13 protein-coding genes are annotated in these 13052 nt (G+C 59.9%); all 13 read left to right on the top strand.

What is annotated here, in order from left to right; all coding sequences use genetic code 11:
* Nucleotides 1–156: 156 nt before the first annotated feature.
* The 13 genes from Q0J60_RS03580 to Q0J60_RS03640 all read left to right on the top strand — a co-directional run bounded on the left by Q0J60_RS03580 (nucleotide 157) and on the right by Q0J60_RS03640 (nucleotide 13025).
* Nucleotides 157–2790, top strand: a complete 2634-nt coding sequence (locus Q0J60_RS03580) for a molybdopterin-dependent oxidoreductase (protein WP_294438870.1) — start codon at nucleotides 157–159, stop codon at nucleotides 2788–2790.
* Between the two features lie 18 nt (nucleotides 2791–2808).
* Nucleotides 2809–3444, top strand: a complete 636-nt coding sequence (locus Q0J60_RS03585; RefSeq protein ID WP_367178774.1) for a DMSO/selenate family reductase complex B subunit — start codon at nucleotides 2809–2811, stop codon at nucleotides 3442–3444.
* A 260-nt stretch (nucleotides 3445–3704) separates the two neighbouring features.
* On the top strand, nucleotides 3705–4427 hold the full coding sequence (locus Q0J60_RS03590) for a molecular chaperone (RefSeq protein ID WP_294438871.1): 723 nt from the start codon (nucleotides 3705–3707) through the stop codon (nucleotides 4425–4427).
* 80 nt (nucleotides 4428–4507) lie between these two features.
* A complete protein-coding gene (nrfD, locus tag Q0J60_RS03595) occupies nucleotides 4508–5383 on the top strand; it encodes an NrfD/PsrC family molybdoenzyme membrane anchor subunit (protein WP_294438872.1) in 876 nt (291 codons plus the stop codon).
* A 199-nt stretch (nucleotides 5384–5582) separates the two neighbouring features.
* A complete protein-coding gene (locus Q0J60_RS03600) occupies nucleotides 5583–6029 on the top strand; it encodes a GntR family transcriptional regulator (protein ID WP_294438873.1) in 447 nt (148 codons plus the stop codon).
* Nucleotides 5998–6966: a slipin family protein gene (locus Q0J60_RS03605; protein ID WP_294438874.1), complete on the top strand. Its 969-nt coding sequence runs from the start codon at nucleotides 5998–6000 to the stop codon at nucleotides 6964–6966. Before Q0J60_RS03600 ends, Q0J60_RS03605 begins: the two co-directional genes overlap by 32 nt.
* 19 nt (nucleotides 6967–6985) lie before the next feature.
* Nucleotides 6986–7246, top strand: coding sequence for a hypothetical protein (locus tag Q0J60_RS03610; protein WP_294438875.1), 261 nt, complete (start codon nucleotides 6986–6988; stop codon nucleotides 7244–7246).
* 67 nt (nucleotides 7247–7313) lie between these two features.
* Nucleotides 7314–8810, top strand: a complete 1497-nt coding sequence (glpK, locus tag Q0J60_RS03615) for a glycerol kinase GlpK (RefSeq protein ID WP_294438876.1) — start codon at nucleotides 7314–7316, stop codon at nucleotides 8808–8810.
* Nucleotides 8811–8900: 90 nt separating this feature from the next.
* Nucleotides 8901–9386: a ribose 5-phosphate isomerase B gene (gene rpiB / locus Q0J60_RS03620; RefSeq protein WP_294438877.1), complete on the top strand. Its 486-nt coding sequence runs from the start codon at nucleotides 8901–8903 to the stop codon at nucleotides 9384–9386.
* 190 nt (nucleotides 9387–9576) lie between these two features.
* Nucleotides 9577–10830 carry a serine hydroxymethyltransferase gene (gene glyA, locus Q0J60_RS03625; protein WP_294438878.1) on the top strand — a complete coding sequence of 418 codons (1254 nt, stop codon included), beginning with the start codon at nucleotides 9577–9579 and terminating at the stop codon, nucleotides 10828–10830.
* A 237-nt stretch (nucleotides 10831–11067) separates the two neighbouring features.
* Nucleotides 11068–11709: a uracil phosphoribosyltransferase gene (upp, locus tag Q0J60_RS03630; protein ID WP_294438879.1), complete on the top strand. Its 642-nt coding sequence runs from the start codon at nucleotides 11068–11070 to the stop codon at nucleotides 11707–11709.
* Nucleotides 11710–11910: 201 nt separating this feature from the next.
* A complete protein-coding gene (locus Q0J60_RS03635) occupies nucleotides 11911–12393 on the top strand; it encodes a cytidine/deoxycytidylate deaminase family protein (protein ID WP_294438880.1) in 483 nt (160 codons plus the stop codon).
* Nucleotides 12394–12731: 338 nt separating this feature from the next.
* Nucleotides 12732–13025, top strand: coding sequence for a hypothetical protein (locus Q0J60_RS03640; RefSeq protein WP_294438882.1), 294 nt, complete (start codon nucleotides 12732–12734; stop codon nucleotides 13023–13025).
* The last annotated feature ends 27 nt before the right edge of the window (nucleotides 13026–13052 follow it).

A 13052-nucleotide genomic window follows, 5' to 3' on the forward strand; every position in this document is an offset into this window, starting at 1 on the left:
TTTATTCTCAAATGAGATATTCATGATGCATTGACATATGGAGGAATTATGACTAGTCTGACATCAATGAAACTATCCTATGAATTTAGGACAGTAGGATAGATTAAATTCCCGAAGCATCATGGAGATGCAACCGCGACGAGGGAAGGGGGAAACGTGGATACATCGTTGACTCGTCGTAATTTCTTGAAGTGGGGCGCTGTTGCGGCAGGCGCAACCTCTCTGGCTGGTCTGACAAGCTGTGCGCCTACGACCGAAAGCGGAACCGAAGAGGGAGGCGAAGCTCAAATTCAGGAAACCGGCACGTGGCTGACGGGCGCCTGCATGAACAACTGTAGCTGCGAGCATTCTCGTTGTTTGCTCAGGGTGTATGTAGAAGATGGCGTGCCGCGCAAGATTCGCACTGACGAGGAGGACGAGGATACCATTGAGGTTCCCCAGCGTCGCGCGTGCCTCCGCGGTAGGGCCAAGGTGAGCGACATGCTTTCTCCCGCTCGCATCAAGTATCCCATGAAGAGGAAAAACTGGAGCCCGGACAACCCAAACAAAGAGCTTCGTGGCAAGGACGAATGGGAGCGCATAAGCTGGGAAGAGGCGCTCGATATCATCGCGGAACAAATGCAAAAGGCTTACGATGACTACGGTCCGCATTCCATTTTGGCGGCGGCCTATAGCGATATTGGCGATGAATACTTTGATCCCATCGTGTGCCTGCTGAATGCCAAGGGCGGAGCGGTTCACCATGAGCTTGGCACTGTTTCTCTTGGATCGTGGCCTATGCCAGAGTTCTTCATGACCGGTAGCCTGTTTGAGGCTCCCGATGCGCTCAGCCTTGCGGAAAGCCAGCTCCACTTCCACTTTGGAAATAACTGGGCTGCAAACAAAGCCGGCAATACCGCCCATCAGCTTCAATACGCAAAAGAGCAGGGAGGAAAGCTTATCATAGTTGATCCTTGGCTCAACCAAACTGCGCAAGCCATGGCGGACGAGTGGGTGCCCATTATTCCTGGAACCGATACGGCATTCTGCCTGGGAATGATGTATCACCAGGTTGATAAGAATCTGCAGAACCAAGAGTTCCTGGATAAGTATTGCATTGGTTTCGACGCCGACCATATGCCCGAAGGCGCCGACCCAAAGGATAACTTCAAGGACTATCTGTTGGGCACGTATGACGGGGAGCCCAAGACTCCCGAATGGGCAGAGGCAATCTGCGGCGTTCCGGCGGACACGATTCGCCGTCTTGCGGAAGAAATCGCTAACACCGAGAAGGTCGATTTCTTTGCCGGGCAGTCTACTACTAAAATCCCTGCGGGAGAGATGTTCGCCCAAGCGTTCTACACGCTTGCGTTCATGCACGGAGTGGGTACGCCGGGCAATTACGTGGGCTGGATCGGCATGCATGAGCATGGCTATTCGACCACACCGTATTGCTTTGCCGGCGACTCTTCTAACGGTGCCGGCAAGAACCCAGCCAATCCCTTGACCCCTCCTGCGCTGGTTGTGGTTATTGACTGGTCGAAGATCAAGGATCAGTCATCGTGGGAAAAGATCGATTACACCGAATGCTGGCAGTCGATACTCGACGGCGAATATGGCAGGGATTCATGGCCGGGAGGCAAGAAGCCGCTCGATATCCATGTTATTTATACCGGAGGATATGAAAACTCTCTCAACTCTCTTCCCAACGCCAACGCAGGTATTAAGGCTTTCCGTAAGGTTGATTTTGTTTGGGGCGTCAATCCGTTTTTCGACGCTTCGCGCCAATACTGCGACGTTGTTCTTCCCGCTGCTACATGGTGGGAGAAGGGCAATATTGCCTGGAGTGTAAACGCGGAGACCGTTTACTGGGCGGACCGTATCATGGAGCCGCTTTACGAGGCCAAGCCTGAAACGTGGATTGCCGAGGAACTGGCAACGCGTCTGGGTCTCGATCCCAAGACTGTGAACACAATGACCGATGCGGAGCGCACGTACTATTCGCTCGCCGGAGCGATTAAGATGACCGATCAGGCAACTGCGACTTACGAACCACTTATAACCATCACGCAGGATGACATTGACGAGTTGGGGGTTGAAGGTACTCCTCAAGAGGGAAGCATTACGGTTGCGGAGCTCAAAGAAAAGGGTCTTTATAAAACCCAGAGATCGTTTGACGACGCGCTTACGTATATCCCGTTTGCGGCGTTCGTTGACGATCCCGACAATTATCCTCTTGCGACCACTACGGGCAAGTTTGAAATCTACAGCGCAGCCCTCGCTTCTTCCGTGAATTCTCTCGGATATTCCACTATTTACCCCATTGCGAAGTGGCAGGTCGGAGATCCCGATCAGGGCGCTGGCCAGCAGACTGATGAATATCCTCTGCTCCTGTGGACTCCGCATAGCTTGAGGCGCGCCCATACGGTGAACGACAATACGATAAGCCTCAGGGAGGCCTTCCCTCAGGAATGCTTTATTTCCACGGTAGACGCTGAGGCGCGCGGTATCGAAAGTGGCGATATTGTCCTTATGACCAGCCCGCATGGTAAAGTTCTGCGTCCTGCCAAGGTCATACCCACGCTTGTTCCTGGGGCCGTTGCATTGCAGGATGGCGCATGGATTCGCATCGACGAGGAAACAGGCATCGATCTGGGAGGCGATCCGAATATCCTTCAGGCGCCTAAGGCTTCGGGCGAAGCATCTCAGTCCTGGACTGGCACGCTCGTGCAGGTTGAGAAGTACACCGGTGATATCGAGCTTGTTCCCGATAAAGAATGCCCCATCGTTATGCCCGTTGGTATAGAGTAAGAGGGGGAAGAGGATATCATGACATATGGATTCTATTTTGACTCCACCAAGTGCACCGGCTGCAAGACCTGCCAGGTTGCCTGCAAGGAAACGCATGGGCTTGGCGTAAACAATCTGTGGCGTCGTGTGTACAACTATCAGGGTGGCACGTGGGAGAAAAACGATGCAGGCAGCTACGTTCCCAGCGGCGTGTTCGGGTACTTTGTCTCCATTGCCTGCAATCATTGCGAAATGCCTGCTTGTATGGCGAACTGTGCAACGGGCGCCATCTCCAAAGACGACGAAACGGGCATTGTGACCATCGATCAGGAGGCTTGCATTGGGTGCAAGACGTGCATTCCTGCATGTCCCTACGGCGCTCCGACGTTTGTTGAAGAGACGGGCTTGGTCACCAAGTGCAACATGTGCGTTGATGAAATAGCGCTCGGCCGCAAGCCCGTTTGCGTGGCTGCCTGTCCCATGCGTGCTCTTGATTGGGGAGATATCGACGAGCTTCGCGAGAAGTATGGTGAAGGCAACGTGGAAATCGAGCCCCTGCCCGAGAACACCACCAATCCGAGCATCATTATCAACCCGCATCCTGCGGCCCAGGCTACCGGATCGGGCACTGGCTCGGTTGTGAGCCTCGCCGAAGAGCTTGACTTGGCTGAATAGCCTCCGTCAGTCTTCGTTTTTCGAGCGCTGCGTTTTTAATAGGCTCCGCAAGACGTAAGGCACCACTAGGCGGGCGGACCCCTCCTCTCCATTCCCTCCCTTCATCCGCCCGCTTTCGGCGCCGCGAGGCATACAGGCTTCGCGGCGCCTGCTTTATACTGGGGGTCGGCTTAGCGTCTTCGTATGGATTGCGGAAAGCGAATGAATCATGCGATTGCTTTTGGGCGTGCTGCCCGATGGAACGAGAAAGAGGTTCCCTCATGGATTTCGATAAAGAAACATTGCAGGCCGCCCAAGCGGCGTTCGGTTTCGCTGCCGGCTTGATCAGCCAGGAGCCCACTGAAGGCTGGGTGCGTTCCTGCATCGACGACGATATGTTTGCTGCCGCGCCGTTCGGCGAGGAAGACCCGGCGGTCAAAGACGGCCTCGTGCTGCTTCAGGCCTGGTGTAACGCCGCACGCAATAACGTAGTGGAAGCCACTGCCGATATCCAGCGTGAATGGCTGCGCCTGTTCGTGGGCCTCGGATCGCCCGAGGCGCCGGTTTGGGAATCGTACTACACCGAGCCCAACTCCACGATGTTCGGACGTTCCACCCTCGAAGTACGCGCTGCTTACAAGGCATGGGGCCTGGAGTTCGAGCGCAAGGCGCATGAGCCCGACGACGCACTCGGCGTCATGCTGGCGTTCTGCTCCTATCTCATGGGTCGCGAGCTGGAGGCCATGGACGCGTTCGACCCCGTTGCCACCGAGAAGGCCGCAAAAGCGCTCGAGGAATTCATGGTTGCCCACATGCTCCCATGGGCTTCGGCGTGGCGCTTCCTGGTGAAGAATCATGCCAAAACTGATTACTATCGCGGCGTGGGCGAGCTGGTGTTCGGTCTTGAGCGTGCGTACGCGAAACGATTCGGCATCGAGTGCAATGAGGAAGATGGGACGTTCTCCTACGTTTCACATGTGAAGGCGGCCCAGGACGAGGCGTAATTGCTGCGCCCGGCGTATTGCCGGGTAGGCATGCGACGCGGGGATACTATAATGCGTCACGGCGAAAGGGGGAGTGCGCCGTGTTTGGTCCGTTTGTGGTTCTCTATCTGTTTCTTGGCGGATGTAGCGCTGGCGTGCTGCTGGTGTCTTCGCTATGGAGTTTCGCGTTCCATATGAACGCTGACCGCACGCGGCCTGAAACCGACGTCTTCCGCGCGCTGCGCAATCGCTCGTTCGCGGTGGGGTTCGTGATCGCATGTCTGGCGGCGCTGTGCCTGCTTGCCGACCTCGGACGCCCCGAGCGTTTCGTGCTGTTATTTTTACGCCCCTCCTCTACGTCGGTCATTGCATTCGGAACGTTCGTCCTTGCGGGCATGATCGTGGTGTCGGGCTTTCTCGCTATCGCCAACAATTTCTACGCTCCCCATGTGTCGGCGCGCATGAAAGCGGTCGCTGAAATCGCCTGTGCGATTCTCGCGGTGGCGGTGATGACGTATACGGGCGTGTATCTGCAGTCCACCAAGGCGGTTGCGTTCTGGGACACCCCGCTTATGCCCGTGCTGTTCGTGTTCTCTGCCGTATCGTCGGGTATCGCGATTATCGTTGCCATCGCCGCCTTCATGCGCGATTCGTGGCGCATCGATTTCGGGCTTGTTCGTTTGCACGGTATCCATATAGCGGTGCTCGTGCTGGAGGTGCTTGCGCTCGCGGCGTTCATGTACGTGTCGGCAACCGGTCGTGGCGAGGCGCCCACGTCGCTTTCCCTCTTATTCGCGGAAGATTTGCGCGTATGGTTCGTGGGCGGCGTGTGCATCGCCGGCATCGTCGTGCCTCTGGTGAGCGAGGTTGTCTGCGCGCTGCTGCGCCGTACGCGCACGTTTCCCTTGCCGGACGCGTTGTGCCTGCTTGGCGGCTATGCGTTGCGATACTGCCTTGTAGCCGCCGGCCTGCATTAGCCTCGAGGGGAAGAGAGGCGCCCGCCGCCGGTGGCGCAAAGGCGCAGGAGTGCGCGAGCCGCGTTTTTCTTCCCCCGCGCCCATGCAAACCGTTACAATTGTCCGCAGCAAATAGAACGCGCCGCGCCCAGGTGCCCATAGCGGCGGCATCGCGCCCGCGCGCTCGCATATTCGGTAGAAAGCGTAGTAGGAAACCCGCATGCCAGACTTCAAACTCGATGAAACTTCCGGTCTGCCCGTGTGGGTCCAGCTGCGCAATCGGTTCATCTATCTGATTAAAACCGGCTACTATCAGCCCGGCGATCAGCTGCCCAGCGTGCGCAGCCTCGCCGCCGAAATTTCCATCAACTACAACACGGTCAGCAAGGCCTACGTCGACCTCGAGCATGCCGGCTATGTGATGTCGGTGCGCGGGCGCGGCGTGTTCGTGCGCGAGACGCCCGATTCGTCGCGCGAGGACATGCTTTCAGCAGTAGACACCGTGATCGAAGACGCCATCAAGCGCTGCATGTCTATGGGCATGTCGCTCGACGAGGTGAAGCTGCGTATGCTCGACGTTGCCCACAAGGTTCAGGAAGAGGGCGGCGCGCTGGCGCAAGAGAAGAGGATGCTCTATGAGAGAAACGAAAGACGCAAGGGCCTCTAAGCGTTTCGGCAAGGACCGCCGGACGTTCCCTATAGAGAAGTACAATTCGCGCGCCGATCGCCGCACGTCGCAAAACGGCGCCATGCTGTTCTCGGCGTTCGTATTCGTGGTGGCGTTTTGCCTGGTAACAGGTCTCGAATATGCAATTACGGGCGAGCTTTCCGTAGCGGGCTTCATCATTGCGGCGCTGGTTGCGTTGCTTGCCGTGATGTCTATCCACATCGCCCTGCAGTGGGAAAAGGTCGTGGTGCTGCGTCTGGGTAAGTACCACCGTACCAAAGGCCCCGGCATCTACTTCACCATTCCGTTCATCGAGCAAATCGCCCTCTGCGCCGACCAGCGTGTGATGCTTACGGGCTTCGCTGCCGAGGAAACGCTCACCAGCGATCTTGTGCCCATCAATGTGGATGCTGTGCTGTTCTGGATGGTGTGGGACGCCGAAAAGGCGGCGCTCGAGGTTGAAAATTATTACAACTCCGTGAGCCTGGTGGCGCAGACCGCTCTGCGTGATGCCATCGGCCGCGCCAGCGCTTCCGAGGTGGCCGTGCGTCGCAACCAGCTTGATGCCGAACTCCAGGAGGTCATCGAGGAAAAGACCAGCGAGTGGGGTATCACCATCCTTTCGGTGGAGATCCGCGACATCGTGATTCCCGAAAGCCTGCAGGAGGCCATGAGCGCCGAGGCGCAGGCCGAGCGCGAGAAGAACGCGCGTATGGTGCTCGCCGAGGTGGAGAAGGATATTTCCAGCATGCTGGTAGAGGCTGCCGAGCAGTACAAGGGCAACGACGTGGCGCTGCGCTTGCGCACCATGCACCTGTTGTACGAGAGCGTGAAGGGCTCGGGCGGCACCGTGGTCATTCCCAGCGCGTACTCCGAGGGTTTCTCGGACGGCTCGCTCGAAAAGATGATTGAATCGCTGAAGACGCAAGGCAAATAGGGCAACAAAGGAGGACTTCATGGCGCGTAGATTGACGACGAGGGCGGCAGACGGCACGGCGTCCGTCGATCCGGATATGGTGCAGGAGGCTATCCAGCGTCTTGCGGCATATGAGGATATGCATGACGATCTTGAAGCGCGCTACGAAGACCTCGAAGAGAAGGTGGAGGAGCGCAAGGCGGCCGGAACCATCAAAGGCGCCGCGGGCAATCAGCTGCTCGCGCAGAAGGTTGCGCTCAAAACCACGTTGGGCATGTTCGAAATCTACGGAATCGAATAACGGCAACCGCCGCTCGCCTGCGCGAGCGGCGGTTCGTATGAAGGGCCAGCAAAGTGAGGCAGCTATCATGACCAAGAAATACGTGCTCGCGCTCGACCAGGGGACCACCTCCTCGCGCGCTATTCTGTTCGACCATGCCGGTCTCATTCGCGGCATTGCCCAGCACCCCTTCCGCCAGATTTACCCTCAGCCGGGCTGGGTGGAGCACGACCCCCGCGAAATCGCATCGTCGCAGCTGGGCGTTGTCACCGAGGTGCTGGTTTCAAGCGGTGTCACGCCTGATGAGGTGGACAGCATCGGCATCACCAACCAGCGCGAGACCACCATCGTGTGGAATCGCGAGACCGGCGAACCCGTGTACAACGCCATCGTGTGGCAGTGCCGTCGCACCACCGACATCGTGGAGGCCGTCTGCGGCGACCCCGAGGTTTCGGCGCGCGTCACTGCCAAGACCGGCCTGGTGCCCGACGCGTATTTCTCGGCCAGCAAGATTAAATGGATCCTCGACAACGTCGAAGGCGCGCGCGAGGCGGCCGAGGCGGGCAAGCTCGCGTTCGGCACGGTGGACACGTGGCTTGTCTGGCAGCTGACGAGCGGCAAGGTGCACGCCACCGACGTGACCAACGCCAGCCGCACCATGCTGTTCGACATCCACAAGGGCGCATGGGACCAGGAGCTGCTCGACCTGTTTGGCATCCCTGCCTCCATGCTTCCCGAGGTGCGCCCCTCGTCGGGCGATTTTGGCGTCACGGCGTATCCCGGCATGCCGCAGGGCATTCCCATCCGCGGCGTCGCGGGCGACCAGCAGGCGGCGCTGTTCGGGCAGTGCTGCACGCAGGCTGGCCGCGCGAAGAACACGTACGGTACCGGATGCTTCCTGCTCATGCACACGGGCGGCACCCCGGTCGCATCGTCGCACGGCCTGGTCACCACGGTGGCGGCCAGCGCGCCGGGCGTGCAAGGGCTTGAGTACGCGCTCGAGGGCAGCGTGTTCGTGGCGGGCGCGCTCATCCAGTGGCTGCGCGATGAGCTGGGCATCATCTCCGATGCCGCCGAAAGCGAGACGCTTGCGCGCAGCGTGGAAGACACCGCTGGCGTATATGTGGTGCCTGCGTTTACCGGCCTGGGCGCTCCGTACTGGGATTCCGAGGCGCGCGGAGCCATCCTGGGCCTCACCCGCGGCGCGAACAGGGCGCACATCGCCCGCGCGGCGCTCGAGTCCATGGCGTTCCAGGTGGCCGATGTGGCACACACCATGGAGAAGGATTCCGGCATCGCCATCGCCGAGCTCAACGTGGATGGCGGCGCGTCGGGCAACGATTTCCTGCTGCAGTTCCAATCCGACATTCTGGGCGCGCGACTCAACCGGCCCAAGGTTATCGAAAGCACCGGCGCGGGTGCGGCGTTTTTGGCCGGCCTTTCCACGGGATTCTGGGAGGATATGGCCCAGATTCGCGCCCTGCGCGAGCACGACGACCACTTCACGCCCAAGATGGATGCCGCCGAGCGCGATGCCCTCATGGCCGGCTGGCACGATGCCGTGCGCCGCGTGATGACCAAGTGAGCGGGTGCTGTATTCGAATCGCGTGATGATCAAATAGGGTATGATGGCGCAGGATTAAGCAAATCGTCCTGCGATCGAAAGGATGCGCACATGAAGATCTCCATCGGAAGCGACCACGCGGGCTTCGAGCAGAAGCAGGCGCTGGTCGAATACCTGAAGGGCGAAGGCCACGAGGTTATCGACCGCGGCCCCGATAGCGACGACCGCGTCGACTATCCCGATTACGCCGCCGCTGTGGCACACGATGTGTCCAACGGCACCGCCGACCGCGGCGTGCTGGTGTGCGGCACCGGCATCGGCATGGCGCTCGCGGCCGACAAGGTGGTGGGCATCCGCGCCGCCAACGTGATTAACACCCAGTTCGCCGAGCTGTGCCGCCAGCACAACGACGCTAACGTGATTACGCTTTCCGGTCGCTTCGTGGACCTGGAAACCAACAAGCAGATCGTGGATACGTTCCTCACCACTAAGTTTGAGGGTGGTCGTCACGCCATGCGCGTGGCCAAGATCATGCGCCTCGACGCCGACAAGGGTGGCGTGAGTGTAGACGCCAACGGCAACGTGGTGCGCGGTTAATAATTGCGGCGTTCTGCCGAACGCCGGGCATTCTATGTAATCTTCGTAACGGCCACAGGGCGCTTTAGCCTTGTGGCCGTTTTCGCGCTTGGGGCGAACGCTCTCGGTGGTAGGATGGCGGGGTTCTAACGAATCGCGGGTATGCTCCGCCGTCTGGCGCGTGCCTGCTGCATGGACGAAAGGAACTGCCATGCCCTTCACCTATCTCGCCCAAGCCGATCCGGCCGTCGCTGCCGCCATCTCCTTCGAGCTCACGCGCCAGCGCGACTCCATCGAGCTTATCGCCTCGGAAAACTTCACCAGCACGGCGGTGATGGAGGCCGTGGGAAGCGTGCTCACCAATAAATACGCGGAAGGCTATCCGTCCAAGCGTTATTACGGCGGCTGCGAGAAGGTCGACATCGTGGAGGATCTCGCGCGCGACCGCGCCAAGGAGCTCTTCGGTGCTAACTTCGCCAATGTGCAGCCTCATTGCGGCGCTAACGCCAACTTGGCGGCGTACTTCGCGCTCATCCAGCCGGGCGATACGGTGCTGGGCATGAGCCTGGACAACGGCGGGCACCTCACGCATGGCTCTCCGGTCAATTTCAGCGGCCGTCTCTACGATTTCCATGGCTATGGCCTCACCGAGGACGAGACCATCGACTATGACGCCCTGGAGCGCATGGCGCACGAGCTGCGCCCCAAGCTTATCGTGGGCGGCGCAAGCGCCTACCCTCGCTTGATTGATTTCGAGCGCATGGCCGCCATCGCGCACGAGGTGGGCGCCTACTTCATGGTGGACATGGCGCATATCGCGGGCCTGGTGGCAGCCGGCGCACACCCCAGCCCCGTGCCCTATGCCGATGTGGTCACCTCCACCACGCACAAAACCCTGCGTGGCCCGCGCGGCGGCATGATCGTGTGCAACGACGAGGAAATCGCCAAGAAGATCGACAAGGCGGTGTTCCCCGGCAGCCAGGGTGGCCCGCTCATGCACGTGATCGCCGGCAAGGCGGTTGCATTCGGCGAGGCGCTGCGCCCCGAATTCAAGGACTACATCGGTCGCGTGGTGACCAACTGCGCCGCCATGGCGGAAGGCCTCACGGCAGGTGGCTTGCGTCTGGTGTCGGGCGGCACCGACAACCATCTGTGCCTGGTGGATCTCACGCCGGCGGATGTGACCGGCAAGGATGCCGAGAAGCTGCTCGAGCGCGTGGGCATCACGGTGAACAAGAACTCCATCCCCAACGAACCCCGCAGCCCGTTTGTGACCAGCGGTATCCGCGTGGGTTCGGCGGCTGCCACCACGCGCGGCCTGGATGCGCAGGAGTTCCGCCGCGTAGGCGAGCTCATCGCCGCGACCGTGTTCGCGCAGGGCGACGATGCTAAACTCGATGCCATCGCGGCTGAGGTGCGCGGCATCCTGGATGCGCATCCGCTGTATCCCAGCTACGATTTTTAGTTGCGTTTCGTCGTTCTGCCGAACGACGAAATACTCGACATTGCGGGCGAATTTGGCGGCAGGCTTGGCCCTTGTGCTTCCCTCGGCGCGTGTCCGCGGCGCCAGCGCCGCGCTCCCTCTCGGTCGCATAGACGGGGAGTGAACAGGCTACAAGCCTGTTCACTGGGGTCGCGGCAGGCCAATCCAGCTCGCCAGATTCTCCCTCATTGACCTCTTTTGATCTGCAGGAAGTTTACTATGGAACTAGAAAACAAACGTTTTACCGTCATTCAGCATCCGCTGGTGGCGCACAAGATGTCGTATCTGCGCGACGAGGCGGCCAGGCCGACGGAATTCCGCCAGCTGGTAAGCGAGCTCGCTGCCATTGAGGCGTACGAGGCGCTGCGTGACGCGCCACTGAAGGATGTGACGGTGCGCACGCCGCTCGCCGATGTGCCGTGCCAGCGCATTCCTTCAGGCGCTATCACGGTGGTGCCTATTCTGCGTGCCGGCCTGGGCATGCTCGAGGGCGTGCACCGCACGTTACCCGCCGCCTCGGTGGGCCATCTGGGCATGGATCGCGACGAGACCACGCACGAGGCGCATCCGTACTACGCCAAGTTCCCGCCCCGCATTGCCGAAAGCACGGTGTTGCTAGTTGATCCCATGCTCGCCACGGGCGGCAGCGCCATTGCGGCGCTCAAGTACCTGCGTGACGCCGGCGTGCAAGACATCCGTCTGCTCGTGCTGGTGGCGGCGCCCGAAGGCGTGCAGGCTGTGCTCGAGGCCGACCCCAACGTGCGCATCTGGACGTGCGCGCTTGACGATGGCCTGAACGAAGACGCTTACATCCTGCCCGGCCTGGGCGATGCCGGCGACCGTATTTTCGGAACGTTGTAAGGCTTCGATCCGAATTGGGTAGCTGCCCTGCGGGGAGGCGCCCCTTGCAGCACCCATTTCCTTCCTTTGAATTAAAACGGGAGAAATGGAGTGCGACGCATAGCGAGCGAAGCGAGCGGTAGGAGCACGGGTGCTGCAAGGGGCGCCTCCCCGCAGGGCAGCGCTGGGATAGATTAAACATACCAAGGAGAGGATTGCGCGATGCGCGATATTCAGCGTCCCAGTTGGGATCAGTATTTCATCCACCTCGCCTTCGAGGTGTCCAAGCGTTCCACGTGCCTGCGTCGTGCGGTAGGGGCGGTTATCGTGAAGGACCGCCGCATTCTGGCCACCGGCTACAACGGCGTGCCGTCGGGCCTGCGCCACTGCGACGAGACGGGCTGCCTGCGCGAGCAGCTGGGCGTGCCGTCGGGCCAGCGTCATGAGATTTGTCGCGGCCTGCACGCTGAGCAGAACGCTATCATCCAGGCGGCGCGCTACGGCATCGACATTGAGGGCTCCTCTATCTATATAACTACGGAGCCCTGCGTGGTGTGCGCCAAGATGCTCATCAACGCCGGCATCCGCGAGATCGTGTTTGCGGAGGGCTACCCCGACAAACTGGCGGAGGAACTCCTGGGCGAGACGGACATCAAGATTCGCGTCGTGGAGCCCGGCGAAGCAAGTGGCATGCCTGTCGATTAGGCTGAAGCCGCGGGCGGATGCGACGGAGCGTGGAGGGCTCGGAGAGTTGGGCGTGAGCGCGCGTCAAGCTGTTCGTGCCTCCATCCATACGCTCTCTCTTCGCGCTACCTCCACAATTGACGCTGCCATTTGTGAAGAAATACTCAAATGTCGGCATAATGTTGCCTGGTCGCACGTAAAGAGTGCATAAAAATCACCCCGCTTGCGCGATTTTTTCAGCTTTTCGTCGCATCGCCGCGTGCGGGGCGTAAATATTTGTTAGCATACTACCCGTTTTCGGCTAAGCCGTTGTGTGCGCATGCCCAAATGCCACGGAGAAGGAGAGTGACCAGCGCCATATGCTCATCGCACTAGGGATTCTGACCGGAGTCCTCGGATTCCTGCCTCTGTTCCTGTCGCTGAGGCTATCGCGCCGTTCTACTTCCACTCATGCCCTGACCATCGGCCTGTACGGCCTGGTGGGCGTCTGCATCTCCATGGTCATCCTCATCGTGGGCCTCATCGCGTGCGCAATGCTTGCGCGTGATTCGCTGGTGTCCTACGTCGTCGCTGAGGGCGTCGTGTTTCTGGGCTGCACCATCGCTTACGTGTTGTACAAGAACGTGCTCGCCAAGCGCAAGCGCGTGAAATAGGGAATTGTCGTCTAAGGAAGGAATCTC

Origin of the sequence: uncultured Slackia sp., from assembly GCF_944321625.1 — a bacterium.
Lineage (GTDB): Bacteria > Actinomycetota > Coriobacteriia > Coriobacteriales > Eggerthellaceae > Slackia.

Coding starts and splice junctions, on each gene's coding strand:
- Q0J60_RS03585 (WP_367178774.1), top strand. CDS start 2,809: ATGACATATGGATTCTATTTTGACTCCACCAAGTGCACCGGCTGCAAG.
- Q0J60_RS03590 (WP_294438871.1), top strand. CDS start 3,705: ATGGATTTCGATAAAGAAACATTGCAGGCCGCCCAAGCGGCGTTCGGT.
- Q0J60_RS03600 (WP_294438873.1), top strand. CDS start 5,583: ATGCCAGACTTCAAACTCGATGAAACTTCCGGTCTGCCCGTGTGGGTC.
- Q0J60_RS03605 (WP_294438874.1), top strand. CDS start 5,998: ATGAGAGAAACGAAAGACGCAAGGGCCTCTAAGCGTTTCGGCAAGGAC.
- Q0J60_RS03610 (WP_294438875.1), top strand. CDS start 6,986: ATGGCGCGTAGATTGACGACGAGGGCGGCAGACGGCACGGCGTCCGTC.
- glpK (WP_294438876.1), top strand. CDS start 7,314: ATGACCAAGAAATACGTGCTCGCGCTCGACCAGGGGACCACCTCCTCG.
- rpiB (WP_294438877.1), top strand. CDS start 8,901: ATGAAGATCTCCATCGGAAGCGACCACGCGGGCTTCGAGCAGAAGCAG.
- glyA (WP_294438878.1), top strand. CDS start 9,577: ATGCCCTTCACCTATCTCGCCCAAGCCGATCCGGCCGTCGCTGCCGCC.
- upp (WP_294438879.1), top strand. CDS start 11,068: ATGGAACTAGAAAACAAACGTTTTACCGTCATTCAGCATCCGCTGGTG.
- Q0J60_RS03635 (WP_294438880.1), top strand. CDS start 11,911: ATGCGCGATATTCAGCGTCCCAGTTGGGATCAGTATTTCATCCACCTC.
- Q0J60_RS03640 (WP_294438882.1), top strand. CDS start 12,732: ATGCTCATCGCACTAGGGATTCTGACCGGAGTCCTCGGATTCCTGCCT.